Annotated in this window: 29 protein-coding genes and 3 riboswitches; of the genes, 10 read left to right on the forward strand and 19 right to left on the reverse strand. The window is 72.3% G+C overall.

Translation table 11 applies throughout. The features are described from left to right. Window positions 1–90: 90 nt before the first annotated feature. Window positions 91–705, reverse strand: coding sequence for a hypothetical protein (locus tag KAK06_RS10250; protein ID WP_210801930.1), 615 nt, complete (start codon window positions 703–705; stop codon window positions 91–93). A 125-nt stretch (window positions 706–830) separates the two neighbouring features. On the opposite strand from KAK06_RS10250, the gene KAK06_RS10255 reads away from it, so the two are divergent. Then, complete coding sequence (locus KAK06_RS10255) at window positions 831–1,442, forward strand: 2-hydroxychromene-2-carboxylate isomerase (RefSeq protein ID WP_210801932.1); 612 nt, start codon at window positions 831–833, stop codon at window positions 1,440–1,442. Further along, a complete protein-coding gene (locus KAK06_RS10260; RefSeq protein WP_210801933.1) occupies window positions 1,442–2,605 on the forward strand; it encodes a YbfB/YjiJ family MFS transporter in 1,164 nt (387 codons plus the stop codon). The genes KAK06_RS10255 and KAK06_RS10260 overlap by 1 nt, the downstream gene beginning before the upstream one ends. On the opposite strand, the gene KAK06_RS10265 is transcribed toward KAK06_RS10260, so the two are convergent. Beyond that, on the reverse strand, window positions 2,606–3,160 hold the full coding sequence (locus KAK06_RS10265; RefSeq protein WP_210801935.1) for a flavodoxin family protein: 555 nt from the start codon (window positions 3,158–3,160) through the stop codon (window positions 2,606–2,608). A 151-nt stretch (window positions 3,161–3,311) separates the two neighbouring features. Here KAK06_RS10265 and KAK06_RS10270 point away from each other — a divergent pair, with 151 nt between their 5' ends. Continuing rightward, window positions 3,312–3,782: a hypothetical protein gene (locus tag KAK06_RS10270; protein WP_210801937.1), complete on the forward strand. Its 471-nt coding sequence runs from the start codon at window positions 3,312–3,314 to the stop codon at window positions 3,780–3,782. A 12-nt stretch (window positions 3,783–3,794) separates the two neighbouring features. Here KAK06_RS10270 and KAK06_RS10275 read toward each other — a convergent pair whose 3' ends face one another. From KAK06_RS10275 to KAK06_RS10325, 11 genes are all read right to left on the reverse strand, one after another. Continuing rightward, entirely contained in the window at window positions 3,795–5,012 is a 1,218-nt protein-coding gene (locus tag KAK06_RS10275; protein WP_210801939.1) for a DUF1501 domain-containing protein, read from the reverse strand. Between the two features lie 10 nt (window positions 5,013–5,022). Further along, the gene (locus KAK06_RS10280; RefSeq protein WP_210801941.1) at window positions 5,023–6,510 is read right to left on the reverse strand and encodes a DUF1800 domain-containing protein; all 1,488 of its coding nucleotides are present in this window, start codon (window positions 6,508–6,510) and stop codon (window positions 5,023–5,025) included. A gap of 82 nt (window positions 6,511–6,592) precedes the next feature. Further along, window positions 6,593–7,468 (reverse strand): helical backbone metal receptor, encoded by an 876-nt coding sequence (locus tag KAK06_RS10285; RefSeq protein ID WP_310741064.1) that lies wholly within the window; start codon window positions 7,466–7,468, stop codon window positions 6,593–6,595. Window positions 7,469–7,473: 5 nt separating this feature from the next. Continuing rightward, window positions 7,474–7,983 (reverse strand): bifunctional adenosylcobinamide kinase/adenosylcobinamide-phosphate guanylyltransferase, encoded by a 510-nt coding sequence (gene cobU, locus KAK06_RS10290; protein WP_210801944.1) that lies wholly within the window; start codon window positions 7,981–7,983, stop codon window positions 7,474–7,476. Further along, the gene (locus KAK06_RS10295; RefSeq protein WP_210801946.1) at window positions 7,980–8,540 is read right to left on the reverse strand and encodes a histidine phosphatase family protein; all 561 of its coding nucleotides are present in this window, start codon (window positions 8,538–8,540) and stop codon (window positions 7,980–7,982) included. Before KAK06_RS10295 ends, cobU begins: the two co-directional genes overlap by 4 nt. Beyond that, on the reverse strand, window positions 8,531–9,307 hold the full coding sequence (locus KAK06_RS10300; protein WP_210801948.1) for an adenosylcobinamide-GDP ribazoletransferase: 777 nt from the start codon (window positions 9,305–9,307) through the stop codon (window positions 8,531–8,533). The genes KAK06_RS10295 and KAK06_RS10300 overlap by 10 nt, the downstream gene beginning before the upstream one ends. A gap of 2 nt (window positions 9,308–9,309) precedes the next feature. Continuing rightward, window positions 9,310–10,353, reverse strand: a complete 1,044-nt coding sequence (gene cobT, locus KAK06_RS10305; RefSeq protein WP_210801950.1) for a nicotinate-nucleotide--dimethylbenzimidazole phosphoribosyltransferase — start codon at window positions 10,351–10,353, stop codon at window positions 9,310–9,312. Continuing rightward, window positions 10,353–11,120, reverse strand: coding sequence for an ABC transporter ATP-binding protein (locus tag KAK06_RS10310; protein ID WP_210801952.1), 768 nt, complete (start codon window positions 11,118–11,120; stop codon window positions 10,353–10,355). Before KAK06_RS10310 ends, cobT begins: the two co-directional genes overlap by 1 nt. After that, a complete protein-coding gene (locus tag KAK06_RS10315; RefSeq protein WP_210801953.1) occupies window positions 11,117–12,124 on the reverse strand; it encodes a FecCD family ABC transporter permease in 1,008 nt (335 codons plus the stop codon). The genes KAK06_RS10310 and KAK06_RS10315 overlap by 4 nt, the downstream gene beginning before the upstream one ends. Beyond that, window positions 12,121–12,828, reverse strand: coding sequence for an energy transducer TonB (locus KAK06_RS10320; RefSeq protein ID WP_210801955.1), 708 nt, complete (start codon window positions 12,826–12,828; stop codon window positions 12,121–12,123). The genes KAK06_RS10315 and KAK06_RS10320 overlap by 4 nt, the downstream gene beginning before the upstream one ends. A 2-nt stretch (window positions 12,829–12,830) precedes the next feature. Beyond that, entirely contained in the window at window positions 12,831–14,675 is a 1,845-nt protein-coding gene (locus KAK06_RS10325) for a TonB-dependent receptor domain-containing protein (protein ID WP_210801957.1), read from the reverse strand. Between the two features lie 111 nt (window positions 14,676–14,786). Further along, window positions 14,787–15,027: riboswitch (cobalamin riboswitch) on the reverse strand. Between the two features lie 70 nt (window positions 15,028–15,097). Between KAK06_RS10325 and KAK06_RS10330 the strand changes: the two genes are divergently transcribed. Next, complete coding sequence (locus KAK06_RS10330) at window positions 15,098–15,565, forward strand: YybH family protein (RefSeq protein WP_210801959.1); 468 nt, start codon at window positions 15,098–15,100, stop codon at window positions 15,563–15,565. Window positions 15,566–15,579: 14 nt separating this feature from the next. Here KAK06_RS10330 and KAK06_RS10335 read toward each other — a convergent pair whose 3' ends face one another. Then, the gene (locus KAK06_RS10335) at window positions 15,580–15,999 is read right to left on the reverse strand and encodes a VOC family protein (RefSeq protein WP_210801961.1); all 420 of its coding nucleotides are present in this window, start codon (window positions 15,997–15,999) and stop codon (window positions 15,580–15,582) included. Window positions 16,000–16,082: 83 nt separating this feature from the next. Here KAK06_RS10335 and KAK06_RS10340 point away from each other — a divergent pair, with 83 nt between their 5' ends. Together KAK06_RS10340 and arsC are read left to right on the forward strand one after the other, a co-directional pair. Then, entirely contained in the window at window positions 16,083–17,027 is a 945-nt protein-coding gene (locus KAK06_RS10340; protein ID WP_210801963.1) for a prohibitin family protein, read from the forward strand. Next, window positions 17,027–17,371, forward strand: coding sequence for an arsenate reductase (glutaredoxin) (arsC, locus tag KAK06_RS10345; protein ID WP_210801965.1), 345 nt, complete (start codon window positions 17,027–17,029; stop codon window positions 17,369–17,371). The genes KAK06_RS10340 and arsC overlap by 1 nt, the downstream gene beginning before the upstream one ends. On the opposite strand, the gene KAK06_RS10350 is transcribed toward arsC, so the two are convergent. Further along, entirely contained in the window at window positions 17,372–18,115 is a 744-nt protein-coding gene (locus tag KAK06_RS10350; RefSeq protein ID WP_210801967.1) for a sulfite exporter TauE/SafE family protein, read from the reverse strand. Window positions 18,116–18,173: 58 nt separating this feature from the next. Continuing rightward, window positions 18,174–18,338: riboswitch (FMN riboswitch) on the forward strand. Window positions 18,339–18,412: 74 nt separating this feature from the next. On the opposite strand from KAK06_RS10350, the gene KAK06_RS10355 reads away from it, so the two are divergent. Further along, window positions 18,413–18,880 carry a 6,7-dimethyl-8-ribityllumazine synthase gene (locus KAK06_RS10355; RefSeq protein ID WP_210801969.1) on the forward strand — a complete coding sequence of 156 codons (468 nt, stop codon included), beginning with the start codon at window positions 18,413–18,415 and terminating at the stop codon, window positions 18,878–18,880. A 21-nt stretch (window positions 18,881–18,901) separates the two neighbouring features. Here KAK06_RS10355 and KAK06_RS10360 read toward each other — a convergent pair whose 3' ends face one another. Beyond that, entirely contained in the window at window positions 18,902–19,378 is a 477-nt protein-coding gene (locus KAK06_RS10360; protein ID WP_210801971.1) for a MarR family winged helix-turn-helix transcriptional regulator, read from the reverse strand. A 44-nt stretch (window positions 19,379–19,422) separates the two neighbouring features. Here KAK06_RS10360 and KAK06_RS10365 point away from each other — a divergent pair, with 44 nt between their 5' ends. Then, window positions 19,423–19,977: a PaaI family thioesterase gene (locus tag KAK06_RS10365; RefSeq protein WP_210801973.1), complete on the forward strand. Its 555-nt coding sequence runs from the start codon at window positions 19,423–19,425 to the stop codon at window positions 19,975–19,977. Between the two features lie 12 nt (window positions 19,978–19,989). Here KAK06_RS10365 and KAK06_RS10370 read toward each other — a convergent pair whose 3' ends face one another. The 3 genes from KAK06_RS10370 to KAK06_RS10380 are packed head-to-tail and all read right to left on the reverse strand — an operon-like array spanning window position 19,990 to window position 21,812. Further along, on the reverse strand, window positions 19,990–20,283 hold the full coding sequence (locus KAK06_RS10370) for a hypothetical protein (RefSeq protein WP_210801974.1): 294 nt from the start codon (window positions 20,281–20,283) through the stop codon (window positions 19,990–19,992). Window positions 20,284–20,292: 9 nt separating this feature from the next. After that, complete coding sequence (gene dmeF, locus KAK06_RS10375; protein ID WP_210801981.1) at window positions 20,293–21,225, reverse strand: CDF family Co(II)/Ni(II) efflux transporter DmeF; 933 nt, start codon at window positions 21,223–21,225, stop codon at window positions 20,293–20,295. A 14-nt stretch (window positions 21,226–21,239) separates the two neighbouring features. After that, window positions 21,240–21,812 (reverse strand): TMEM165/GDT1 family protein, encoded by a 573-nt coding sequence (locus KAK06_RS10380; RefSeq protein ID WP_210801983.1) that lies wholly within the window; start codon window positions 21,810–21,812, stop codon window positions 21,240–21,242. Between the two features lie 9 nt (window positions 21,813–21,821). Beyond that, window positions 21,822–22,005: riboswitch (yybP-ykoY riboswitch) on the reverse strand. Window positions 22,006–22,129: 124 nt separating this feature from the next. Here KAK06_RS10380 and KAK06_RS10385 point away from each other — a divergent pair. Further along, window positions 22,130–23,155, forward strand: a complete 1,026-nt coding sequence (locus KAK06_RS10385) for a ferritin-like domain-containing protein (protein WP_210801985.1) — start codon at window positions 22,130–22,132, stop codon at window positions 23,153–23,155. A 134-nt stretch (window positions 23,156–23,289) separates the two neighbouring features. Then, window positions 23,290–24,309 (forward strand): 2Fe-2S iron-sulfur cluster-binding protein, encoded by a 1,020-nt coding sequence (locus KAK06_RS10390; protein ID WP_210801987.1) that lies wholly within the window; start codon window positions 23,290–23,292, stop codon window positions 24,307–24,309. Window positions 24,310–24,312 lie beyond the last annotated feature (3 nt).

Raw genomic sequence — 24,312 nt, forward strand, 5'->3', positions numbered from 1 at the left:
GGGGCCAGGGCAGGGACCTGTTCATCGTGCTCATGGCGCGATGCTGGAATCCTTGGCCCATTTTGGCCAGCCGCGCCGCCGGGACGAGCTTCAGCGCGGCAGGTACAGCCGGTCCGAATAGGTGGCCAGCCACTCCGGCTTGTAGGCCACGAAGATCGCCACCACCATGCCGGTGAGGAAGGCATCGCCCCAGGCGGCCAACCAGCGGCCGATCATCAGCTCGCTGGCGCTCAAGCCCTCGGGCACGCCGTTCCACAGCATGGCGGCGGCGCCGGCCAGCGTCAGCGAGAACAGCGACGCAAAGAAGCCGCGGCCCAGGATGTAGACCATCAGGTGGTGCGGCAGCCAGCGGCGCACGCCGGCGCCCAGCACCAGCGCCAGCGTGCCGGGCACCACGCCCAGCCAGACGGCGCGGGCCAGCGTGGCCTCGGGGGTGAGCCCGGTCACGGTGCCGGCCACGGCGGCCACCGTGGCCACGCCCAGCATGGCCATCGGCCAGCCGGCCATCAGCACCAGCAGACAAGCGCCCGACAAGGGCTGGGCCAGCGGGATGCGCGCCACATGGTCGGCGCTCCAGAGCCAGGGCATCACGGCCCACCAGGCCAGCCAGGGCCAGGGCGGGCCGCCCGCGGCGACCGAGCGCCAGGGCCGCAGCCACAGCGCCAGGGCCAGCGCGAGCAGGGCGATCGGCAGTTCCAGGGACATCGCGCGATCCTAGCCAGCGCGCCGCCGCCGCGCGTGACCGCGGTCAATCGCTCTGTGGCATTTTGGTCATCACTGCGGGGCCGACCCCCATGACGCTGACTGCGCGGCGCGCTAAGGTACCGGGCATGAATCTGCGTGCCCCGATCCAGTTCTGGTTCGACTTCTCGTCGCCGTATTCCTACATTGCCAACGAATGGATCGATGCCTTGGCGGCGCGCCATGGCCGCACGGTGCAGCGCCATGCCATCTTGCTGGGCGCCACCTTCCAGGCGGCCGAGCTCAAGAGCCCGGTGTCGTATCCGCTCAAGCGCGAGTACTCGCTGCGCGACTTCGCCCGCTCGGCGCGCTTCGAGCGGCTGCCCTATGTGGCGCCCGAGGTGTTCCCGATCGCCACGCACAACGCCGCGCGTGTCTTCTGGTGGCTGCACGACGATGGCGGCCCCGAAGCGGCGGCGCGCTGGGCGCGTAGCGCCTTCCGTGCCTTCTTCACCCGCGGCGTCAACCTCTCGGATGCGGCGGCGCTGAAGGCGCTGTGCGCCGAGTCGGGGCTGGACGCCGAGGCCGCCGAGGCCGCCTGGAGCGACCCGCTGTGGAAGAACCGCCTGCGCAGCGCCAATGAGGCCGCCATTGCCGGCGGTGTCTTCGGCGCGCCCTTCTTCATGGTCGATGGCGAGCCCTTCTGGGGCAATGACCGCAAGCCGCAGATCGAGCGCTGGCTGGCGGACGGCCCGTTTTGATGGGTGCCGCTGACAAGCACCTGCAACCCTGGCAGGTGATCACCGGCGGCATCTGCGCGCTGGTGTTGACGCTGGGCCTGGCGCGCTTTGCCTTCACGCCGCTGCTGCCTTCGCTGCAGGCCCACACCGGGCTGGGCGATGCCGCGGCGGGCGTGCTGGCCGCGGTCAACTACGCCGGCTACATGAGCGGTGCGCTGCTGGCGGCGTGGATCGACTCGCCCGCCTGGCGCCACCGGCTCTACAGTGCGGGCCTGTGGGTGGCGGTGCTGGGCACCGCGGCCACCGGCCTGGCGGCCTGGTACCCGGGCTGGCTGCTGCTGCGCTACCTGGGTGGCCTGTGCGGCGCGGCGGGCATGCTGCTGGGCTCGGGCCTGGTGCTGGGCTGGCTGATGCGCTCGGGGCGGCGGCCCGAGCTGGGCCTGTACTTCATCGGCATCGGCCTGGGCATCGTGGTCTCGGCGCTCAGTGCCTGGGGCTTCACACGCCTGTGGCCCGGTGACTGGCGGCCGCCCTGGCTGATGCTGGCGGTGGTGGGGGCGGTCTTTCTGGTGCCGGCCTGGCTGTGGCGCCCGCCGGTGCCGCCAGCGCCGGCCAGCGTGGCCGATGACGGCAGCGGCCCGTCCAGGCGCTGGCTGCTGACCATGGTCGGCAGCTACTTCGCCGCCGGCTGGGGCTTTGTGATCAGCGCCACCTTCACCGTCGCCATCGTCGAGCGCGAGCCGGCACTGGCCGGGCAGGGCGCCTTCATGTGGGCGCTGGTGGGCATCGCCGCGATGCCGGCGGTGGCGCTGTGGGACCGTGTGGCGCGCCGCCTGGGCGAGCAGCGCGCGCTGCTGCTGGCCTTCGGCCTGCAGACGCTGGCGGTGATCGCGCCGGCGCTGTCGGGCTCGCTGGGCGCGGCGCTGCTGGGCGCGCTGGGCTATGGCGCCACCTTCATTGGCATCGTCAGCCTGACGCTGGCGCTGGCCGGCCGGCGCGCGCCGCGCAACCCGGGCAAGGCCATGGCACGGCTGACGCTGAGCTACGGCGCCGCGCAGGTGGTGGCACCGGCGCTGGCCGGCGCGATGGCGCAGGCCAGCGGCCGCTTCACCGGCGCGCTGTGGCTGACCGCGGCGGTGATGGCCGCGGGCATGGCGCTGCTGGCGACGCTGCCGGCCGAGTGATCAGGCCTTGACGGCCTGCGTCACGGCGGCCAGGCGCTCGCCGAACTTCGCGGCGGTGGCCAGATCGCCCGGCACCATCTCGTCGACCGAGGCGTCGGAGGGCGTGCTGGTCATCAGGCCGCCCGAGGAGCCGACAAAGTTGATGTCGTCGCGCGTGGCCGCCTTGCTGTTGCTGGGCATCATGCCGGTGCCCACCCACAGGCCGCTGTGCTGCATCGCCAGCGTCATCATGTAGTGCAGGGTGCTGTGCTTGTCGCCGTTCATCGTGGCCGAGTTGGTGAAGCCGGCGAACAGCTTGTCCTTCCAGGCCTGGGTGAACCAGGCCTTGCTGGAGGCGTCGGCAAACTTCTTGAACTGCCAGCTGGCCATGCCCATGTAGGTGGGCGCACCGAAGACGATGGTGTCGGCGGCGGCCAGCGTGTCCCAGCCGCCCTCGGGCAGGTCGCCGTTGGCGTCGATGGGCAGCAGCGTGGCGCCCGAGGTGGCGGCGACCGCCTGGGCGATCTTGGCGGTGTGGCCGTAGCCACTGTGGAAGACGATGACGATGCGGGCCATGGGGCAGTCCTTTCGGTGGGCGGCGGCCCGATGGGGCTGCCTGTGCCGTGATGGTCGGCCCGCCGCCTGCCGCGACGGTGCGAAGGGCTTGGCGGCGCCGTTCAAGCGACTTGAATGGTCCTGCTCGGCGGACGCTGCCTATACTGGGGCGATGAACACCTGCTGTCGCTCGCGATCGCTCTGTGCCGGCGCCTGGCTGTGGCTGGCGCTGACCGGCGCCTGCGTGACCGGTGCCGTGATGGCACAGAGCAACCCCAATCTGCGCGACCCGACGATGATCAAGCCGCCCACCGCGCCCTCGCAGCTGGAGCGTGACGGCTTGAAGCTGACGCTGCCCGACGCGGCCTCGCGGCGCGAGCTGTTCACTGCGCAGGGCCTGCGCTTTAGCCTTGTCGACCCGGCCAACACCGCCCAGTTTGTGCGCCGGCGCGACGACGGTCTGCGCGACGCCTTGGTGCAGGTGTTGCGCGCCGAGCCGGCCTGGCAGCGCCAGTTCCTGCTGCGCGGCGACTGCCGCGATGCGCGCATGTACTTCGGCCCCGAAGCGGGGCCGGTGCAGCTCAAGCCGGTGGAGGCGGGCAGCCTGGGCGCGCAGCTCTACCAGGATCTGTGCGCTGACTGACGTTCGGACGGGTCAGACCAGACCCAGATCGCGTGGCGCGGCCTGCGGAAAGACGCGCGCCAGCCGCTCGGCCGACAGCCCGTACTGCCGCGCCCACAGGCCGGCCAACAGCGGCCGGTAGTCGTTCAACACGGGCCAGTCGCGGTTCTGGTGCAGGGTGGGCTGGCCCAGTACCACCTGTTCCCCGGCGATGCGGCCACCGCGCAGCGCGCCGCCCAGCAGCCAGCAGACGCTGCCGTGGCCGTGGTCGGTGCCGCGGGTGCCGTTCTCGCGCCAGGTGCGGCCGAACTCGCTGGCCACCAGCACGGTGCAGCGCTGCCAGGTGGGGCCCATCTCGGCAGCCAGCGCAGCCAGGCCGGTGGACAGCTCGGCCAGCCGGTTGGCCAGCACGCCGGTGGCCGCACCCTGGTTGGCGTGGGTGTCCCAGCCGCCCACGTCGACAAAGCCCAGCGCCACGCGTTCGCGCATCAGCCGACCGATGCGCCGGGCCTCGTTGGCGAAGGCCGAGGCCGCCACCGCGCGGCGGCCCGGGTCCATCGGTTCAGCGGCCATCTCGCGCATCACCTCGCCGCGCGTGGCCAGGCCCTCCTGCACCGCGGCCTCCAGCGGGTGGCCGGCGTACAGGCGGCTCAGCAGAGTCATCTGACGCTCGTCCAGCGCCGGCCGGCCGAGGTTGCGCAGCGAGACATTGCCCACCGGCCCGGCGCCTTGCAGCACCAGCGGCAGCTGCTCGGTGAAGGACAGCAGCTCGCGCCCGGCGTGCTCGCGCGTGGCCAGGCCCAGCTCGATCGCCAGGCGCGCCAGGAAGCCGCTGCGGCCCTCGCTGCCCACGGCCTGGCCGACGGGCAGGCCCAGCTCGAAGCGGTCCTGCGTTTCGAAGTGGCTGCGGTTGTTGTCCTGGCTGCCGGCAAAGGGCACGAAGGTCAGCTGCCGTGCCTGCCACAGTGGCAGCAGGGTGTCGGCCACGGCGGGAGCCAGGGCCCAGTCGCTGTCCAGTGCGCGCGCGCCGTCGTCGCTGCCGGGCGGCGCGATCGCCAGGCGCGGGCGCGACTCGGCATAGAACGCACGGCTGCCGCTGTCCTGCGGCAGCAGCAGGCTGGCGCCGTCGTAGCCGCCACGCAGAAAGACCAGCAGGAAGCGTGGCAGCTCGGGCGCAGCGGCCCAGCCGCGCAGCAGCGGCGCTGCGGCGCCCAGTGCGGTGGTGGCCTGCAGGAATCGGCGTCGTTGCATGGTGGCCCCTTCAATGGCTCATGAACTCGGGCGACGACCACCACAGCGCCAGGCGCTCGGCCGGACGGCGTGCCGAGGCCAGCACCTCGCGGGTGCTGGCCGACGTGGAGCCGTCGGCGCCGTCGGCGGGCAGTGGTGTGTCGGCCGCCTGGCCCCAGACCGTGGGCCAGCGCAGCGCCATGCTGCGGGCCAGCTCGAAGCGCAGTGCCAGCTGGCCCGGCGCGGCCCAGGCGGTGCGCTCCAGTGGGTAGCCATCGGGCGTGCCGCGCTGGTAGGGGGCCTCGCCCAGGCGGGCCATCCAGCTCACCGGCAGATCGGGCTGCAGCCCGGCGCCGGGTGGGCGCTGCTCGCGCAGCGCCGACACCACCCAGTGGACCGGGTCCTTGAAGCCCTGGCCCAGCGAGGCCTCGAACTCGGGGTGGGCCAGCAGCGTGCGCAGCACCTCGGCGATGCGGCCATCGCTGTCCAGGAAGCGCTGTGCCAGCTGCTGATGCAGCGCTGGCGACGGCGGCTGGCCCAGCAGGTACAGCGCCAGGCGGCGGGTGATGTGGCGCGCGGTGGCGGGGTGGCGGGCCAGGCGGTCGAGCATCGCCTCGACCTGGGCAAGCCCCTGGCCGGGCAGCGGCTCGCCCAGCAGAACCTTGGGGGCGTTGTCGTGGCGTGCGGGGTTGAAGGCCATCAGGCCACGGCGCTGCACGGACGGGCCGCGCGGCTCGGGCGGTTGGGCCACGCCCAGGCCGGTCAGGGCGCGCGCGGCCGCCAGCACGTCGGCCTGGGTGTAGCCGCCGTCCACGCCCAGCGTGTGCAGCTCCAGCAGCTCGCGGCCCAGGTTCTCGTTCAGGCGGCCGGCGGCATTCTGGTCGTTGTCCAGGTAGCGCAGCATGGCCGGGTGCATCAGCGCCACGCCCAGCAGGTCGCGAAAGCGCCCCAGCGCCTGGGCCTGCAGCTGCTCGTCGTAGTCGGCCACCATCGCGCGCAGGTCCTGCTTGCCCTGGAACACGTTGAAGTGGTTGAGCCAGAACCAGCCCAGGCGGCTCTGCAGCGGCCGCGGCGAATGCACCGCACGCCACAGATGGCGCGCCGCGGCCTCCTGCTGCAGCTGTGCCATCGCCTGCTGCCAGGCCTTGAAGGCCTTTTCGCGCGCCTGCGGGTCGGCCAGGCCGACGGCCTCCTTGCGCTGCGCCTGCATCTGCCAGACCAGCGTGCTCAGGTCGCTGCGCGCCGTGGTCTGCTCGGCCAGGCGCGCCTGCAGCGCGGCGGGCAGCGGCGCCGCGGTGGTGGTGGGCTGCAGCTGCTGCGACACCCAGGCCGACAGGCCGGTCTGGCGCACCTGGGCCAGGGTGTCGGCATCGGCGCCCCAGGCCAGGCGCACCAGCCAGCGGCGCACGCGGCTGGGGTTGGTGTCGGCGGCGCTGGGCGGGGTGCGGGCGAGATCGGCGCAGCCGGCCAGCGCCAGCGCGGGCGCGGTCAGCAGCAGACGGCGGCGCAGAACAGACATGGCAGCAACCGCAAAGCGTGAAGACGCCCAGCGTAGCACCGCGGCTGCGGGCGGATGTTGCTGGCCTGTGTCGCCGCGCCGTTCAGCGCCGCGCGCGCACCTGCTCGAAGCCCTCGCACAACAGGCGCATCGCCTGCAGCGCGCGCGGCGAGGCGCGGCTGATCAGGTCGGCCGGCACCATCACCACCGCCTGCCTGGCCACCGGCTCGAAGCGGGCCAGGCCGCGCCAGGGCGACAGGGTCTCGTCGTCACGCGTCTCGACGCTGCTGCTGGCCAGCACCTGCGGGCGCGCGGCCAGCACCGCTTCGGGGCTGACGGTGGGCACCAGCAGCGGCTCGGCGCCGAAGACGTTGACGCCACCGCAGCCGCGGATCATGTCAGCGATCGGGTGGCGGTCGTTGATCGTCAGCAGCGGCTGGTGCCACACCTGGTAAAAGACCCGCAGCGGTGGCCGCGCGGCGTACTGGCGGCGCAGTGCGGCCAGCTCGGCGGCGTAGGCATCGGCGGCCGTGTCAGCCGCGGCACGGGTGCCGGCCAGCGTGCCCAGGCGGCGCAGGCTCTCGCCGATCTGCGCCAGGTCGCGCGGCTCGCTGTGGAACAGCGGCAGCTTCAGCGCCCTGAGCCGGTCGAGCTGCGCGGCGGAGTTGCCATGCGCCCAGACCACGATCAGGTCCGGTTTGAGCGCGGCAATGCGCTCCAGATCCAGCTGATTGGCATCGCCCACCACCGGCAGGCGCTTGGCCGCGTCGGGATAGTCGCCGTAGCGCACCGTGGCCACCACCTGGGCGCCAGCACCGGCGGCGAACAGCAGCTCGGTGGCGTGCGGCGCGACGCTGACGATGCGCCGCGCCGGGGCCGGCAGCGTGACGGTGCGGCCCTCGTCGTCCAGCGCGCTGACCGCGGCCTGGGCACCGACCGCCCACGACCCGACCAGCCAGAGTATCGCGAGCAGGCGCATGGTCCTCATCCCTTCAGCGGCAGCACGCAGCCGGCCATCACGAAGCGCACCGCGTCGCAGCGCTCGGCCAGCGCCTGGTGCAGCCAGCCGTTCTCATCGACGAAGCGGCGGTTCAGCGCGCCCAGCGGCACGATGCCATGGCCCACCTCGTTGCCCACCAGCAGCAACTCGGCCTGCAGCATGGGCAGCGTCTCCAGCAGCGCGGCGCGCTCGACCATGCAGCGTTCGTCGCCCGCCTGCAGCAGGTTGCTGAGCCACAGCGTCAGGCAGTCGACCAGCAGCAGCGCGCCGGGCGCATCGGCGGCCTGCAGCGCGGCGGCCAGTGCCAGCGGCTCCTCGATGCAGCGCCAGTGGGCGGGCCGTGCGGCGCGGTGGGCGCTGATGCGCGCGGCCATCTCGTCGTCCAGCGCCTGGGCGGTGGCGATCACGGTGACCGCGCGGCCGCTGCCTTGCGCCAGCTGCTCGGCGAGCCGGCTTTTGCCGCTGCGGGCGCCGCCCAGGATCAGGGTCTTCATGCGGCCTCGCTCCACTGGCCGCCAAGGTGCTGCAGGCGGGTCAGCCCACCAAAGGCCAGCGGCTGCGCCAGCGCCTCGGTGGCGGCCTGGCCGCGGGCGCGCGCCAGGGCCACGCGGATCGGGCCGGCGTGGGCCACAACCAGCACGCGCGCGGCGGCCAGATCGGCCAGCGCGTCCATCGCGGCGTGGGTGCGCGCGCGCAGCGCGGCCAGCGTCTCGCCGCCGGGCGGCGCCTGCTGCTCGGGGTCGGCGGCCCAGGGGTCGCTCTCGGCGCGGTCGATGGCCGACCAGGGGCGGCCCTCCCAGGCGCCGAAGTGCAGCTCCTGCCAGCGTGCATCGATCTGCAGCGCGCAGCGCAGCGCGGGCGCCAGTGCCTCGGCCAGCACGCGGGCGCGCTGCAGCGGGCTGCTCCACAGCGCGTCGATGCCGGCGGGCAGGGCTTGGAGCACCTGCGCCAGCGGCGGCTCCATCGGCTCGCGCAGCGGCAGGTCCGCCTGGCCGTAGCAGGTGCCAGCCGGCGCGGCGACCACCGGATGGCGCAGCAGGATCAGCTCCATGCACCGCCCCGTGCGCTCAGGCCGAGCAGGAAGCCGATCTCGGCCAGCTGCTGCGTGGCGCCCAGCGCGTCGCCCACGTAGCCGCCCAGGCGGCGGCGCAGGTAGGCCACGGCGGCCAGCCACACCAGCACCGCGCCCAGCAGCGCGGGCCCGGCGGCCGTGCCCAGCGGCGCGCAGGGCAGCAGCGCCACGGTGGTGGCAAACAGCAGCGCGCCGGCGCCGGGACGCGTCTGGGCGATCGGTTTGGACTTGGCGCTGTCGTCGTCGCGCACATAGTCCAGTCGCGCCATCACCCCCAGTGCGGCCAGGCGGCTGACCGCATGGCTGGCCACCAGCGCGGCCGCCAGCATCAGCGTGTCCAGCCGCTCGACCAGCCCCAGCAGCAACTGGTACTTCAGCGCCAGCAGCAGGGCCACGCCAATCGTGGCGTAGCTGCCCACCCGCGAGTCCTTCATGATCGCCAGCACGCGTTCGCGGGTGAAGCCGCCGCCGAAGCCGTCGCAGCTGTCGGCAAAGCCGTCCTCGTGAAAGGCACCGGTGAGCAGCACGCTCGCAGCCATGGACAGCAGCACCGCCACCGGGGCCGACCACAGTGGCAGCGCCCCCAGCAGCACGGCCGCACCGACCGCGCCCACCAAGGCGCCCACGGTGGGAAAGTGCCGCGACGAGGCATTGAGCTGCGCGGGTGACCAGCCCACCCAGGCCGGCACCGGCACGCGGGTGAAGAACTGCAGTGCAGTGAAGAAGAGGCGCAGCTCTTCGCGCATGATCACCCGCCTTGCTCGCTGACGCCCGCACTGTCGAAGCTGGCCATCTCGCCCAGGAAGGCGCAGGCGGCGCGCAGCAGCGGCACGGCCAGCACGGCGCCGGTGCCTTCGCCCAGGCGCAGACCCAGGTCCAGCAGCGGATCGGCGTGCAGCAGCTCGAGCATGGCGCCGTGCCCGGCCTCGGCCGAGCGGTGGGCGAAGATGGCATGGTCGCGCAGCGCGGGCTCGATGCACTGCGCCGCCAGGAAGGCGCTGCCGGTGATGAAGCCGTCCACCACGAAGGCGATGCCGGCCTCGGCGGCGCCCAGCATCGCACCGGCCATCATGGCGATCTCGAAGCCGCCGTACTCGACCAGCGCCTCGCGGCCGTCGGAGATGCCACCGGTGCGCGCCGCGGCGCGCGCCAGCACAGCGCGCTTGTGCACCAGGCCGGCGTCATCCAGGCCGGTGCCGCGGCCGGTGGCCACCTCCAGCGGCACATGGCGCAGCTTGTGCAGCAGCAGGCTGGCGGCGCTGGTGTTGGCAATGCCCATCTCGCCAAAGGCCAGCAGCGTGCAGCCGTCGGCCTGCGCGGCCTGCACGCGCAAGCGGCCGCAGGCCAGCGCGGCCTCGCACTGCGCGGGCGTCATCGCCGGCTCGGTAGCGCAGTTGCGGGTGCCGTGGCCCCGCTTGGCATCGACCAGGCCGGGCAGCGGACCGAAGTGGTGCGCCACGCCGGCATCGACCACCTCCACCTCCACGCCCAGGCTGCGCGCCAGTGCATTGACCGCCGCGCCGCCCTGCACGAAGTTCATCACCATCTGCCAGGTGACGTCCTGCGGGTAGGCGCTGACGCCCTCGGCGGCGATGCCGTGGTCACCGGCGAAGACGATCACGCGCGGCCGCTCGATCACCGGCCGCAGCGTGCCCTGGATGCGGCCCAGCTGCAGCGCCAGGTCCTCGAGCCGGCCGAGTGCGCCCAGCGGCTTGGTCTTGCGGTCGATTGCGTGGCGCAGCTCGGCGTCGAGCGCGGTGGAGACTGGAAGGATATGAAATTCGGTGCGCATCAGGCAGGCAGCCACCAGCGGTGGCCGTGGGCGTGGACAGCGCTCAGCGGGTGGCCGAAGGCGGCGGACAGCGCGGCCTCGGTCATCACCTCGGCGGCGGGGCCGGCGATCGCGCGGCCGTCGCCGGGCAGCAGCAGGGCGTGGGTGGCCAGGCGCTGGGCCAGGCTGAGGTCGTGGATGGACAGCAGCAGGCCGCGCCCGCGCTCTCGTGCTTCGCAGGCCAGCAGTTCGGCCACACGCAGCTGCTGGGCCAGGTCCAGGTGGGCCAGCGGCTCGTCCAGCAGCGCCAGCGGCGGGTCCTGGGTCAGCAGCGTGGCCAGCGCGACGCGCTGGCGCTCGCCACCGGACAGCGTGGTCACATCGCGCGACTCGAAGCCGGCCAGGCCCACGCGGGCCAGCGCGGCCAGCGCCAGTGTGCGGTCGGCCTCGCCCTCCCAGTGCCAGCGCGAGAGGTGCGGATGGCGGCCCTGCAGCACAACATCCAGCACCGGCGCCGGAAAGGCGTCATGCACCGACTGCGGCACGAAGCCGCGCCAGCAGGCCTGCTCGGCCAGCGGCCGTGCGGACAGCGGCTGGTCTCCCAGCCACACCGAGCCGGCCTCGGGCGCGCGCGCGCCGGCCAGCGTGTGCAGCAGCGTGGTCTTGCCCACGCCGTTGGGGCCCAGCAGGCACCAGACCTCGCCGCGCCGCACCGCCAGGTCCAGCGCGGCCACCAGCACGCGCGTGCCGATGCGCACCGTCAGGCCGCGGGTGGACAGCAGCGTCATCGCTGGCCCCCGCGCGTCAACAGCGCGATGAAGGCCGGCGCCCCCACCAACGCAGTGACCACGCCCACCGGCAGCTGCAGCGGTGCGGCCACGGTGCGTGCCAAGGTGTCGGCGGCCAGCAGGAACACACCCCCGGCCAGCGCGCTGGCCGGCAGCAGCCAGCGCTGGTCGTTGCCGATCAGCAGGCGCAGCGCATGCGGCACCACCAGGCCGACAAAGCCGATCGTGCCGGCGGTGGCCACGGCCAGCGCCGCTGCCGCCGAGGCGGCCAGGTAGACGACCAGCCGCACCCGCGCCACCGGCACGCCCAGCATCTGCGCCGCGCCGGGGCCGCGCAGCAGCAGGTTCAGCTCGCGGCCCAGCGGCCACAGCCCGGCCAGCAGTGCCCAGGGGGCCAGCAGCACCGGCCACGCCGGCTCGGCCGCCGAGAGGTCGCCCATCATCCAGAACAGCATGCCCTTGAGTTGCGCGTCGGGCGCCAGCGCCAGCAGCAGGCCGACGCCGGCCATCGCCACTGCCGAGAGCATCACGCCGGTCAGCAGCAGGCGCGGCGTGGCGTCCTGGCGGCTGGCCAGCTCGATGCGGCCCAGGTCCGGGTGGGCCAGTGCAAAGACCATCAGCACCGCCGCGAAGGCGCCGGCGAAGGCGCCACCATGCACCGCCAGTGCGCCGCCGCCCAGCACCATCAGCCCCAGCGCGCCCAGCGCGGCGCCGCCCGACAGGCCCAGCACATAGGGGTCGGCCAGCGGGTTGCGCAGCAGCACCTGCATCAGCGCGCCCGCCAGGGCCAGCAGCGCGCCCACGCTGAGGGCGGCCAGCGCGCGCGGCAGGCGCAGGCGGTGCAGGATCTCGGCCTCGGCCGAGGCGTCGGGGTGGCGCAGCAAGGTGGGCAGATCGGCGGGTGTGATCGTCACGCTGCCCACCGACAGGGCCAGCAGGAACAGCCCGGCCAGCACCGCCACCAGCAGCGCCAGCACCGGGCCGGGGCGGCGCAAGGCGCTCATTGGCTGGCCAGCAGCGTGGCGCCGACCGGTTGGTCGAGCTGGAAGCGGATGGCCACAGTCAGCGTGCTGGGCACGGCCTCGGCCCCGACGCGGGCGGGTTCGTAGCGCCAGGCGCGGGCGGCGTCGCGCGCGGCCAGGTCGAGCAGGGCGATGCCGCTGCGCTGCAACCACTGCACCGACTCGACGCGGCCCTCGGCATCGATGTGCAGCTGCAGGCGCACGCGGCCCTGCAGGCCGTCCTCGCGCGCGGCCTCGGGGTAGGCGGGCAGGGTGTTGCCGGGCAGCGGGCGTGCGGGCAGCGTGGTGGCGACCAGCGGTGCCGCGCTGGCCGGGGCACTTGCGGGCAGGCCATTGCGCGGCAGGCTGGCCGCGGGTGGGGCGGCCACGGCCAGCAGCAGTGTGGGCGCCGGGGCCGGGGCGGGCAGTGCGGCGTCCGACGTGGGACGAGGCTCGGCCGTGATCGGCGGCGCGGCGTGCCGCGGCGCCCGGACCTGAGGCCGCGGTTCGGTGTGATGCACCGGTACCGCCGCCCCCACGGCCGGGGCGCTGAGATAGATCAGCGCCGGGCCGCGCTCCGGCGCGGCGGCGGCCGGCCGGCTGTTCAGCGCCGGCCACACCAGCGCCCAGGCGGCACCGTGCAGCACCAGCGCGACCAGCGCGCCCTGGGCGCGCGGTCCGAAGCCGATGCGGCGTGGCCGGTCCATGGTCAGAACAGCGGCGTCCAGCGCAGCGTCAGCTGGGCCTGGCGGCCCGGGGCGACATAGCCCAGCGCTTGCTGGTAGCTGCGGTCGGTGAGGTTGTCGACGCGACCCTCGAGCGACCATTCTGGCGTCACGCGCCAGCGGGCGAACAGCGCCAGCGTGGCGTAGCCACCCATGCGGGTGCCGGCGCTCTCGTCCACCGAGTCCCAGCGCGCACCGCTGTAGCCCAGGTCGCTGCCCAGCGACCAGTCGCCCATCGGCTGCACCAAGTGCAGCTGGGCGAACTGGCGGGCCCGGCGCTGCAGCTGCGCGCCGGTGTCGCTGTCCTCGGGCGACTGCGCGGTCAGGCTGACGCGCACACGGGTGCCGGTGGGCAGCGTGCCGCTGGCGCCGAGCACCAGGCCGTCGATGCGGGCGCGCGCGGTGTTGCGCGGCTGGTAGCTGAAGCTGCCCGGCACCGTCTCGACCCAGTTGATCAACTGGCGGATGCGGTTGGAGAACAGCGTCGCGCTCCACTGCACGCCGCCTGCCGACAGGTCGGCGCCCAGCTCGGCATTGACGCTGCGCTCGGGTTGCAGGGCCGGGTTGCCGTTGCTGCCGAAGTTGTCGCTGTAGTAGAGCTGGTTGAAGGTGGGCGCCTTGAAGGCGCTGCCCAGCGCACCGCGCAGGCGCAGCGAGCTGGAGGCCTGCCAGGCCAGGCCCAGCTGGCCGGTGCTGTGGCCGCCGTACTGGCTGTTGCGGTCATGGCGCAGATCGGCCTGCACCGACAGCGCGCCATAGGCCGCCTGCCAGCCCAGCAGGCCGCTGCCCACGTTGCGGCTGTCGCGGGCATAGGCGGTGGCGCTGTCCACCGCCTGGCGCGACCACTCCAGGCCGGCGCTGAGCGTGCCGCCGGCCACGCGGTGGCGACCGATCCACGAGAGCTGGTCCTGGGTGGTGTCGGTGAAGACCGTGGAGCTGCCGGCCAGGTGGTTGTCGTCCCAGCTGCGGGCCAGGCGCAGCGTGTGCTCGACCCCGGGCAGCAGCGGACCGCTCCAGTGCGCGGCCAGGGTCTGGGTGCGGTCACGGCTGAGGTCGTCGGCCACGGCGGTGGCGTCGTACTGCACGGTGCTGTCGCTGCGCAGGAACTGCAGACCCAGCTGATGGCCGCCGTCCAGGTGCTGCACCACGCGGGCTTGCAGGCCCAGCTGGCGGCTGCCGTCGCGGTCGGGGTTGTAGCCCCAGAAGCTGGGATCGGAGACGTTGTAGCCGTCGCTGCGCAGCGCGGTGGCGCCCAGCGACAGCTCGGTCTGACCCAGGCGCGCCGCATAGCTGCCGGCCACGCGGGCCAGACCGCGCTCGCCGGCGGTCCAGGACAGATCGACGCCTGGGCTGCGCTGCGCGGTCTTGGTGAAGATCTGGATCACGCCGCCGATCGCGTCGGCACCGTACAGGCTGCTGGAGGCGCCGGGCAGCAGCTCCACGCGCTCGATCAGGGCCAGCGGAATGGCCTCCAGCGGCGCCGTGCCCAGCGTGGCCGAGCCGATGCGCACGCCGTCGACCAGCACCACGGTGTGGTCGCTGTTGGCGCCGCGCATGAACACGCCGCTGATCTGGCCCAGGCCGCCGTTGGTGCTGGTCTCGACGCCGCCCAGGCTGCGCAGCAGCTCGGTCAGCGAGCCGGCGCCGGCGGCTCGGATGTCCTCGGCGGTGATCACCTGCACCGGCCGCACCGCGGCGCGGGCGCGTTGCGGCTGGCGGGCGGCGGTGACGACCAGGTCGTCGTCGGAGGGAGTGGACTGGGCGAAGGCGCCCAGGGGCGAAGCGGCCAGCAGCGTGGCCAGGGCAAGCGCGGTGCGCGGGAACATCATGGAAGCTTCTGCAAAGGCGCCCCGGCTGGCGCTGTCGGGCCGGCCAGGAGCGATGGTCGTGCCCGGCCGCTTCCCCGCAGCTGGGCACCATGTCGGTGACGCCGCCTGCGCAGCACCACCCCGTCGTTGGCCGGTATCCGGGCTGGCGGAGACGACCCGTGCGGCCTTCCCGAAGCCGAGGCTTCAGTGGCGAGGGAGCACGAGCGAGGGGGCCGAGACCGGCACCCTGTCCGCTTACCGTTGCGGGGGCAGCGCAGGTTGGGCGTTCCTCGTCGAGGGCGGCCTTCCTGCTTCCCGTTTACCCCAAGCCGCCACGATGGACGGCCCAGGCACCAACGGACGAAATCTTAGCATCCGCTTCCCGACACGAAGCTTGCGGCGGGACAATCCGACCGGCCCCGGCCTGGGGCGAAGGAGTGCCGATGAACCCGTTGCGCCGCCTGTTCGACCCCACCCTGTGGCTGCTGGCCGCGCTACCGGCCGGGGCGGCTGGCGCGCCCGATCTGGCGGCGCTGCGCGAGGAAGTGCGCGCCGCCGAAACTGCCTTCGCAGACAGCATGGCGCGCCGTGACTGGGGCGCCTTCGCCGGCTTCGTGGCCGACGATGCCGTGTTCCTCAACGGCGGCCAGCCGCTGCGCGGCAAGGATGCCGTGCTGGCGCACTGGAAGCGCTTCTTCGACGGTCCGAAGGCGCCGTTTGCCTGGAAGCCCGAGCTGGTCGAGGTGATCGGCAGCGGCGGTCTGGCGCAGTCGATCGGGCCGGTCACGGACCCAGCCGGCACGCTGGTGGCGCGCTTTTACAGCACCTGGCGGCGCGAGGCCGACGGCCGCTGGCGCGTGGTGCTCGACAATGGCTACGACGTCAGCCCAGACGGCCGCGCCAAGCCATGATCCGCCGCACCTGATCACCAGCTGCCGGTGTTGGGCATCGAGGCCCAGGGCTCGGCCGGCGCCAGCGCCGGGCCGTCCTGCAGCAGCTCGATGCTGATCTGGTCGGGCGAGCGCACGAAGGCCATGCGGCCGTCGCGCGGCGGGCGCAGGATGGTCACGCCGTGGTCCTGCAGGCGCTGGCAGGTGGCGTAGATGTCTTTGGCCGCGTAGGCCAGGTGGCCGAAATTGCGGCCGCCGCTGTAGGCCTCGGGATCCCAGTTGTGGGTCAGTTCCACCTGGGCGCTGTGGTCGCCGGGCGCCGCCAGGAAGACCAGCGTGAAGCGGCCCTGCGGGTAGTCGTTGCGGCGCAGGACCTCCAGGCCCAGGGCGTCGCGGTAGAAGCGCAGCGAGGCGTCGAGATCGGTCACGCGGACCATGGTGTGCAGGTATTTCATGCGGGCGATTGTGCGCCGTCAGCCATGGGCCGGTGGGCGCTGCGGGCATGCTCCTACACTGTGCCCACCAACAGGAGGAGAGCATGGACGTGAGGAGTCTGTTTGCGCGTGGCAGTGACACGCCGTCGGCCGCCCCCGGGCTGCTGCGCAAGGCCGTGACGCTGCTGGCCGTGGTGGCCCTGCTGTGGTGGCTGTGGCCGCTGCGCACCGTGCCCACCGGCCACCGCGGCGTGATCACCGTGGGCGGCGCGATCAAGGGCATCGAGAACGAGGGCTTCACGCTGATCTGGCCCTGGCAGTCGCTGAGCATCTTCAACATCCGCGCCGAGGAGGCCACGGTCGAGAACGCCGAGGGCAGCACCAGCGACACGCAGCCGGTCAAGGTCAGCCTGACGGTGCGCTACAGCATCCAGACCGACAAGGTGGCCGAGGTTTTCGAGAAGTACAGCCGCGACGGCGACTTGCAGAGCTATGTGCAGACCGCCACCCAGGAAGTCTTCAAGGCAGTGACGGCGCGCTACAACGCGCCCGACCTGATCGCCAAGCGCGCCGCGGTCAGCGGTGACATCGTCACCGCACTGCGCGCCAAGCTGGCCATCTACGGCGCGCAGGTGATCAACGTCGACATGCGCAACTTCAGCTTCTCGCAGGACTACATGTCGGCGATCAACCAGAAGGTGACGCAGGAGCAGCTGCGCCTGGCGGCCGAGAACAAGGTGCGCACGGTCGAGGCCGAGCAGAAGCAGAAGGTCGCCATTGCCGAGGCCGAAGCCACCGCGCTGAAGGCCAAGGCCGATGGCGAGGCCTATGCCGCGCTGAAGGCGGCCACCGCGCAGGCCGAGGCGCTGAAGATCCAGAACGCCGCGCTGGCGCAGAGCCGCGAGGTGCTGGAGCTGCGCCGCATCGAGGTGGAAAAGATCAAGGCCGAGCGCTGGAACGGCGAGCTGCCGCAGAACATCTACGCCGGCGCGCCGGTGCCCTTCCTGAACCTGAACCACGAGGGCGCCGCCAAGGCCGGCAAGAACTGATGAGCGGCTGGACGATCTTCCACAACCCGCGCTGCAGCACCTCGCGCCAGGTGCTGGCCGCGCTGCGCGATGCGGGCATCGAGCCCCAGGTGGTGGAGTACCTGAAGACCCCGCCCGACCGCGCCACCCTGCAGCGTCTGGCGCGCGACATGGGCCAGGGTGTGCGCGGCCTGGTGCGCGCCAAGGAGGCGCTCTACACCGAGCTGGCGCTGGACGGCGCCAGTGACGATGCGTTGCTCGACGCGATGCTGGCGCACCCGGTGCTGATCAACCGGCCGATCGTGGTCTCGCCCCGGGCCACGCGGATGTGCCGGCCAGCGGCCACCGTGGCCGAACTGCTCTGATCAGCCGCGCGCGAAGAACAGCGCCGCCATCACCAGCCCGGTGGCGATGACACCGCCGCGCAGCAGCTTGGGCGGCAGTCGCCGCGCCACGCGCGCGCCGGCATAGCCGCCGACCGTGGCGGCGGCCGCCATCGCCAGCGCCTGCGGCCAGGCCACCGCACCGGCCCAGGCGAAGGCCGCCACCGACAGCAGCGACAGCACCAGCGAGTTGAGGTTCTTCAGCGCGTTGGCGGTGTTGATCGAGGTCTCGCCAGTGATCGCGTACAGCGCCATCAGCAGGATGCCCAGGCCGCCGTTGAAGTAGCCGCCATAGACCGCCACGCAGGCCAGCCCGGCCAGGCGCGCTGCGGGATGCGCGGCGCCGCCGCGCCGCCCGGTCAGCCAGGGCGCCAGCGCGAACAGCGCGGTGGCGAACAGCAGCAGCCAGGGCACCAATGCCGAAAAGACCTTGGCTGGCGTCACCAGCAGCAGCCCAGCCCCGGCCAGGCCGCCCGCGGCGCACACCGCGCCCTCGGCCCACAGCCGCGGCCGCGGCAAGGCCGCCAGCTCAGGCCGGAACCCCAGCGTGCTGCCCAGGTAGCCGGGGCTCACCGCCACCGCGCTGGTGGCGTTGGCGGCGATCGGCGGCACACCGGCAAAGACCAGCGCCGGGAAGGTCAGGAAGCTGCCGCCGCCCGCCACCGCATTGAGGGCGCCGGCAGCCAGGGCGGCGGTGAGCAGCAGGATCCAGGTCTCGGGGTTCATCGGCGCGCATTGTCGGGCCTGTGCGATGATCAAAGCCGGTGCCGCCTGCCGGCGGTGCCGATGTTCTCAGGGCGGGGTGGAAGTCCCCACCGGCGGTGATGGTGGCGCCTGGCAACAGGCGCGACACAAGCCCGCGAGCGCCCGTCCACGCCCGTGGACGGGGTCAGCAGACCCGGTGTGATCCCGGGGCCGACGGTCACAGTCCGGATGAAAGAGAACCGCACCGGCTGCCGTGCCTGCACGGCGGGCCGCGCGTTCGCTTGCCCTGATTCTGGCCTTCAACTCAAGGAAATCACCATGAATCAGATCCCGAAGTTCCCCTCGCGCCGCCTGGCGGCGATCAGTGCCCAGTGGCATGCGGCGATCGTCCACCGTGCCCGCGACGCCTGCACCGACGAACTGCTGCGCGAGGGCTGGCCGCCCGACGGCATCGAGTACCTGGAGGTGCCCGGCGCCTTCGAGATCCCGCTGCTGGCGCGGCGCCTGGCCGACAGCGGCCGCTTTGATGCCATCGTCGCCTTCGGGCTGGTGGTCGATGGCGGCATCTACCGCCACGACTTCGTTGGCCGGGCGGTGATCGACGGCCTGATGCGGGTGCAGCTCGACACCGGTGTGCCGGTGTTCTCGGCGGTGCTGACGCCCCACCACTTCCATGAGCATCCGGTGCACCAGCAGCAGTTTGGCGAGCACTTCGTGCTCAAGGGCACCGAAGCGGCGCGGGCCGTGCTGCAGACGCTGGCGGTGCACCAGCGACAGGCGGCCTGAGCGCTTGACCACCTGACTGTGTCAGGGCTCGGCGGCGTCCAGCAGTTGCAGGCAGTCGTCGAGCAGCGCGTGCAGCTCGGCCACGCGCGCCTCGCCCAGGCGCGCGTTGAAGGCCAGCTGCGCCTTCTTCCAGGCGCGCTTGGCTTCGGCATGCTTGGCGCGGCCGGCCTCGGTGAGCTGCACCGAGCGCGAGCGGGCGTCGTCGCCAGCGCCCACCGCCACCCAGCCCTGGGCCACCAGCGGCTGCAGGTTGCGGGTCAGGGTGGAAGCGTCCAGCGCCATCGCCGCGGCCAGCTCGGCGGGCCGCACCGGGGCCATCGCGGCGATGTGCCCCAGCAGCGAGTACTGCGAGGTCTTCAGCCCCACCTCGGCCAGGTGCCGGTCATAGTGGCGGCTGACCACGCGATCGGCCTGGCGCAGCTTGAAGTGGCTGCAGCCGCGCGGCGTGGCGGCTGTCGCCAGGGTGACTGATGGGCGGGCGGCAGGCATGGTTATCATTGTACATGCAATGATTGCATCTGCAACGGAATGGAGAGACCCCGATGAGCACCGCCAGCCACGCCCTGCATGACGAGATCGCCGCCACGCTGGCGCGTTGGGAAGCCGACGAGGCGCGCGTGCGCGCCGCGCTGGCGCCGCCTGGCGTGACCCGCCCGGCCGATGTGGCGCACCTGAGCGGGCTGGAGTTCTTCGCCGCCATCGGTCGCGGTGAGCTGCCCAGCGTGCCGATCGGCGCGTCGATGGACTTCTACCCGGTCGAGTACGAAGAGGGCCGCTTCGTCTTCCAGGGCCGGCCGAGCATCAAGTTCCTCAACCCGATGGGCACCATCCATGGCGGCTGGATCGCCGCGCTGCTGGACTCGGCGGTGGCCTGCGCGATCCACACCACGCTGCCGGCCGGCCGGGCGCAGACCACCGCCGAGCTGAAGATCAGCTACCTGCGCGCGCTGACCCATGATGTGCCGCTGGTGAGGGCCGAAGGCAAGGTGATCAGCGCCGGGCGCCAGCTGGGGTTCTCGGAGGGGCGGCTGTACGGCCCGGACGGGCGGCTCTACGCCCACGCCACCACCACCTGCGCGATGCTGCAGCCGCGCTGAGCCGCGGCCGGTCTACCAGCGCAGCAGCTCGGCCAGCCGGGTGACCACCCAGCCGGCCTCGTCCTCGCGCAGGCCCGAATCGGGCACCGACAGCGCGGCCTGCATGCGGCCCAGCACATCGTCCTCGGCCAGACCGTCATCGTGGTGCAGGGCCTGGGCGGTGGGCATCAGCTGCTGGGCCAGGTCCTCGCACAGCTCGTAGCGCGCGCGCAGTTCCTCGACCAGCACCAGCAGCTTGCCGCGCTGGCCCTGGTAGAGGGCGGCGAAGCTGTCGGGGATCCAGGGCAGCTGGTGGCTGGCGTCCATGGCCGGGGTCTACTGCAGCTCGATCGTGGCGTGCACGATCTCCTCGTGCACGGCCAGGCGGCGGTGCACCTCGGCGGCGCTCAGGCCGGGCGGGGCGCTCAGCGTGATCGCGCAGGCAAAGCGCTCGCGGCCGACGCGCCAGACGTGCAGGTCGGTGATGCGTGCGCCGTCCACCTCGACCACCTCGCGGATCTCGGCCACCACCGGGTGGTCCATCTCGCGGTCGAGCAGAACGCGGGCGGTGTCGGTGACCAGGCCCTTGGCCCACAGCGCCACCAGCACCGCGCCGACGATGCCCATCACCGGGTCCAGCCAGGCCCAGCCCAGCCACCAGCCGGCACCCAGCGCGACGATCGCCAGCACCGAGGTGGCGGCGTCGGTCAGCACATGCACCTGGGCCGAGCGCAGGTTCAGGTCGTGGGGATGGTCATGGTCGTGGTCATGGTCGTGGGCATGGTGATGGTCGTGCCCATGCCCATGGCCGCCCCCCAGCAGCCAGGCGCTGCCCAGGTTGACCAGCAGGCCCAGTACGGCCACCGCCATGGCTTCGGGGTAGTGGATGGCCTGCGGGTCGATCAGGCGCTCGACCGAACCGGCCACCATCAGCGCCGCCACCACCAGCAGCAGCACCGCGCTGGCAAAGCCGGCCAGCACCTCGATCTTCCAGGTGCCGAAGGCGTAGCGCGGGTCGCGCGCTTCGCGGCGGGCCAGCGCATAGGCGCCGGCCGCCAGCCCCAGCGCCAGCGCATGCGAGCTCATGTGCCAGCCGTCGGCCAGCAGGGCCATCGAGTTGAACCACCAGCCGGCGGCGATCTCCACCGCCATCGTGGCCAGCGTCAGCCACATCACCAGGCGCGTGCCGCGCTCGCCGGCCGGGTTGCCGGCGTCGAAGTCGTGGGAGTGCAGCCAGCCGCCGGGGCTGTCGTCGTGCAGCGTCGTCATGGCGTGATGTTGGCTCAAAAGAGCTGGCCGACGTTCAGCAGGGTCAGCACACCCAGCAGCGCGAACACGGCCGCGGCGATGGTGTGCACCAGCCGCATGTTGATGCGCCGGGACACCGCGTCGCCCAGGAACACCGCCGGCACGTTGGCCAGCATCATGCCCAGCGTGGTGCCGGCCACCACCGCCACCAGGCTGGGGTAGCGCGCGGCCAGCGCGACGGTGGCGATCTGCGTCTTGTCGCCCATCTCTGCCAGGAAGAAGGCCACCAGCGTGGTGCCGAAGACGCCCCAGCGCTGCGTGCCGCCCTCGGTGTCCTCGTCCAGCGAGTCGGGCACCAGCATCCACACCGCCATCGCCAGGAAGCCGCCGCCGATCACCCAGCGCAGCAGGTCCGGCCCCAGTTGCGCTGCGACCCAGCCGCCCACGGCGCCGGCCGCTGCATGGTTGAGCAGCGTGGCCACCAGGATGCCCAGCACGATGGGGGCGGGGCGGCGGAACCTGGCGGCCAGCATCAGGGCCAGCAACTGGGTCTTGTCACCCATTTCACCGAGGGCGACCAGACCGGTCGAGACGAGGAAGGCTTCCATGTGATGTCCAACAGGGGCCGGCACAGATCGCGATGACCACGGCGCCGCCCCGGCTCCAGTGGCGGCACGCGTGGTCAAAGGTCTTGCCAGACGGTTGAGGTTGCCCGCGCCATGGCCGCTTTCAGGCCAAGTGTGTTGACGTCGGGCCCCTGCCTTGCGCAGGGCGGCTACTCCCCCATGACGACGCCAGTGTAGCAGCCACCCTGAGGCGATCAGGGTTTATCCGGGCGCTGGCCTGTCTTGCGTCAAGGGCCTCACTGAATTAGATTACCGACCGGTCGGTTAATGAACAGACCCCACCCCCAAGGAGACACCCGATGGCCAAGCACGAACACCTGGCAAAGTCGATGGCGCTGCCGCCGATCACGCCGCAGCCCAACGTCTATCCGCTGAGCTGGCACGCCCACACGAAGAAGCTGGAAGACATCTGGGACGCCGCCCAGCGCGAGAACTGGGACCCGAAGAAGCTGCCCTGGGACACGTTTGATGCCAGCAAGTACAGCTGGGAAGAGCGCGAGGCCATCGCCTACTGGTGGACCATCCTGTCGGTCTTCGACGCCTCGGCGCCGCCGGTGTTTGCTGCCGCCTTCATCAAGACCTACGAAGCGCACGAGGAAGATCCGGTGCGCCGCTGCTTCTTCAGCGTGACGCGTGACGAGCAGAACCACGAGCAGGTCTGCGGCCTGGCCATCACCAAGATGCTGGAGCACCCGGACCCGCTGACCTATGTGCCCAAGACCGAGATCGGTCGCAAGGCGCAGCGCAATGCGCACTGGCTGTACTACAACGGCGGGCGCTACTGGAACGGCTACAAGAACGCCGTGCCCAAGTACAGCCTGGCGGTGCTGTTCAGCAGCTTCCTGATGGGCGAGATCGCCGCCGCCACGATCTTCCACCAGATGGCCGCCAAGTGCACCGAGCCGGTGTTCAAGGAGGCCTTCCGGAACATCGGCCGCGACGAGGGCCGCCACATGGCGATCTGCCTCTCGCTGATGGAGCGCGACTACCCGAAGATGGACCTGAGCGACAAGGCGCTGATCACCAAGCAGGTGCGCGCCGGTTTCCTGTTCCTGTCGGGCGTGCTGTTCGAGCCGCCGGAGGACTTCTGGGACATCCCCGCCGACTTCGTCGCCTGGCAGCGCGAGATCGAGACCGTCGCGCGCAACGCCGGCTTCTTCGTGCCCGAATACGAGGCCAAGAAGGAGAACTGGAAGAGCGCCATGCTCAACCTCAAGGGCGTGCTCGACAAGTACGGCATCCCCTTCCCGGCGATCCCCGAAGTGGGCATCACCGGCGAAGAGATCCGCGACGTTGACATGGTCGACATCATCCCGGTGTTCTGAGGCCCCCAGGCTCCCTGGCGGTCGCCACCCCCCAAGGGGGCTCGCGCAGCGGCCCGGCGAAGCCGGTTCCGCGCGCGGTCCTTGACGGGGCGGCGTACCGCCGCGGTCGGCGCAGCGTCAAAGCGGAGAACTGAATGGGTGTGATTCGTCTGCATCCCAGCGGACGCACGGTCGAGTGCGACAGCGGCCTGACCGTGCTGGAGGCGCTGGAGAAGGCGGGCTACGCCCTGCCGAACAACTGCCGTGCGGGCGCGTGCGGCGAGTGCAAGGTCAAGGTGGTCTCGGGCCACTTCGACCAGGGCTTCGTGCTGGACATGGCGCTGAGCCAGGACGAGCGGCGCCAGGGCTATGGCCTGATGTGCATGGCCAAGCCGCTGTCGGACGAGCTGGTCATCGAGTGGGGCACCGACGCCGCCGGACCCAAGCTGTTTCCGCCGCGCGAGCAGCAGTACCACGTGGTCACCGACCGGGTGGTGCGCACGCCGCGCATCATCGAGCTGAAGCTGCGCCCGCTGGGCGAGCCGATGCGCTACTGGCCTGGCCAGTACGTGCAGCTGGGTGATGCGGCGGCGGGTGCGCCGGTGCGCAGCTACTCGCTGGCCAGCGCGCCCCGCGACGATGGCGAGATCACGCTGCAGGTGACGCGCCAGGAGGCTGGCATCACCAGCCGGTGGGTGCATGAGCAACTGCTGCCGGGTCAGCAGGTCAAGGTCAGCGGCCCCTACGGCACCTTCATCGGCGACCCGGCGGTGGACACGCCGGTGCTATGCCTGGCCGCCGGCTCGGGCCTGGCACCCATCCTGGCGCTGACCGAGGCGGCACTGCGCCGTGGCTTCAAGCAGCGCGTGACGCTGCTCTACTCGGGCCGCACGCCAGACGATGTCTACGACACCGGCCTGATGGCCTGGTGGACAGCCAAGCACCGCGGCTTCAGCTACCGGCCCACACTGACCGGCCCGGCCCCCGCGGACTGGAACGGCCTGAGTGGCCGCATCCCGGCGCTGCTGCCCACGCTGTTCCCGGACCTGTCCGGCCACAGCGTGTTCGTGGCCGGATCCACCGCGTTTGTCGACGATTGCGTCGCCGCCGCCCGTGCGCTGGGTGCGCGCGACGAGCTGCTGCACACCGAGGGCTTCTACCCCGGCGCGGCCTGAGCC

The organism is Ideonella aquatica, assembly GCF_018069755.1.
Taxonomy (GTDB): Bacteria; Pseudomonadota; Gammaproteobacteria; order Burkholderiales; family Burkholderiaceae_C; genus Ideonella; species Ideonella aquatica.

Excerpts from the sequence above, each read along its gene's own strand:
- KAK06_RS10295 (WP_210801946.1), bottom strand. The coding sequence starts at position 8,540 with ATGGAGCTGATCCTGCTGCGCCATCCGGTGGTCGCCGCGCCGGCTGGC.
- KAK06_RS10280 (WP_210801941.1), bottom strand. The coding sequence starts at position 6,510 with ATGTCTGTTCTGCGCCGCCGTCTGCTGCTGACCGCGCCCGCGCTGGCG.
- KAK06_RS10315 (WP_210801953.1), bottom strand. The coding sequence starts at position 12,124 with ATGAGCGCCTTGCGCCGCCCCGGCCCGGTGCTGGCGCTGCTGGTGGCG.
- KAK06_RS10265 (WP_210801935.1), bottom strand. The coding sequence starts at position 3,160 with ATGGCCCGCATCGTCATCGTCTTCCACAGTGGCTACGGCCACACCGCC.
- KAK06_RS10330 (WP_210801959.1), top strand. The coding sequence starts at position 15,098 with ATGAACCCGTTGCGCCGCCTGTTCGACCCCACCCTGTGGCTGCTGGCC.
- KAK06_RS10320 (WP_210801955.1), bottom strand. The coding sequence starts at position 12,828 with ATGGACCGGCCACGCCGCATCGGCTTCGGACCGCGCGCCCAGGGCGCG.
- KAK06_RS10250 (WP_210801930.1), bottom strand. The coding sequence starts at position 705 with ATGTCCCTGGAACTGCCGATCGCCCTGCTCGCGCTGGCCCTGGCGCTG.
- KAK06_RS10300 (WP_210801948.1), bottom strand. The coding sequence starts at position 9,307 with ATGCGCGAAGAGCTGCGCCTCTTCTTCACTGCACTGCAGTTCTTCACC.
- cobU (WP_210801944.1), bottom strand. The coding sequence starts at position 7,983 with ATGAAGACCCTGATCCTGGGCGGCGCCCGCAGCGGCAAAAGCCGGCTC.
- KAK06_RS10255 (WP_210801932.1), top strand. The coding sequence starts at position 831 with ATGAATCTGCGTGCCCCGATCCAGTTCTGGTTCGACTTCTCGTCGCCG.
- KAK06_RS10385 (WP_210801985.1), top strand. The coding sequence starts at position 22,130 with ATGGCCAAGCACGAACACCTGGCAAAGTCGATGGCGCTGCCGCCGATC.
- KAK06_RS10275 (WP_210801939.1), bottom strand. The coding sequence starts at position 5,012 with ATGCAACGACGCCGATTCCTGCAGGCCACCACCGCACTGGGCGCCGCA.
- KAK06_RS10380 (WP_210801983.1), bottom strand. The coding sequence starts at position 21,812 with ATGGAAGCCTTCCTCGTCTCGACCGGTCTGGTCGCCCTCGGTGAAATG.
- KAK06_RS10340 (WP_210801963.1), top strand. The coding sequence starts at position 16,083 with ATGGACGTGAGGAGTCTGTTTGCGCGTGGCAGTGACACGCCGTCGGCC.
- KAK06_RS10335 (WP_210801961.1), bottom strand. The coding sequence starts at position 15,999 with ATGAAATACCTGCACACCATGGTCCGCGTGACCGATCTCGACGCCTCG.
- arsC (WP_210801965.1), top strand. The coding sequence starts at position 17,027 with ATGAGCGGCTGGACGATCTTCCACAACCCGCGCTGCAGCACCTCGCGC.
- KAK06_RS10365 (WP_210801973.1), top strand. The coding sequence starts at position 19,423 with ATGAGCACCGCCAGCCACGCCCTGCATGACGAGATCGCCGCCACGCTG.
- KAK06_RS10355 (WP_210801969.1), top strand. The coding sequence starts at position 18,413 with ATGAATCAGATCCCGAAGTTCCCCTCGCGCCGCCTGGCGGCGATCAGT.
- KAK06_RS10360 (WP_210801971.1), bottom strand. The coding sequence starts at position 19,378 with ATGATAACCATGCCTGCCGCCCGCCCATCAGTCACCCTGGCGACAGCC.
- cobT (WP_210801950.1), bottom strand. The coding sequence starts at position 10,353 with ATGCGCACCGAATTTCATATCCTTCCAGTCTCCACCGCGCTCGACGCC.
- KAK06_RS10325 (WP_210801957.1), bottom strand. The coding sequence starts at position 14,675 with ATGATGTTCCCGCGCACCGCGCTTGCCCTGGCCACGCTGCTGGCCGCT.
- KAK06_RS10370 (WP_210801974.1), bottom strand. The coding sequence starts at position 20,283 with ATGGACGCCAGCCACCAGCTGCCCTGGATCCCCGACAGCTTCGCCGCC.
- KAK06_RS10285 (WP_310741064.1), bottom strand. The coding sequence starts at position 7,468 with ATGCGCCTGCTCGCGATACTCTGGCTGGTCGGGTCGTGGGCGGTCGGT.
- dmeF (WP_210801981.1), bottom strand. The coding sequence starts at position 21,225 with ATGACGACGCTGCACGACGACAGCCCCGGCGGCTGGCTGCACTCCCAC.
- KAK06_RS10350 (WP_210801967.1), bottom strand. The coding sequence starts at position 18,115 with ATGAACCCCGAGACCTGGATCCTGCTGCTCACCGCCGCCCTGGCTGCC.
- KAK06_RS10270 (WP_210801937.1), top strand. The coding sequence starts at position 3,312 with ATGAACACCTGCTGTCGCTCGCGATCGCTCTGTGCCGGCGCCTGGCTG.
- KAK06_RS10260 (WP_210801933.1), top strand. The coding sequence starts at position 1,442 with ATGGGTGCCGCTGACAAGCACCTGCAACCCTGGCAGGTGATCACCGGC.
- KAK06_RS10310 (WP_210801952.1), bottom strand. The coding sequence starts at position 11,120 with ATGACGCTGCTGTCCACCCGCGGCCTGACGGTGCGCATCGGCACGCGC.
- KAK06_RS10390 (WP_210801987.1), top strand. The coding sequence starts at position 23,290 with ATGGGTGTGATTCGTCTGCATCCCAGCGGACGCACGGTCGAGTGCGAC.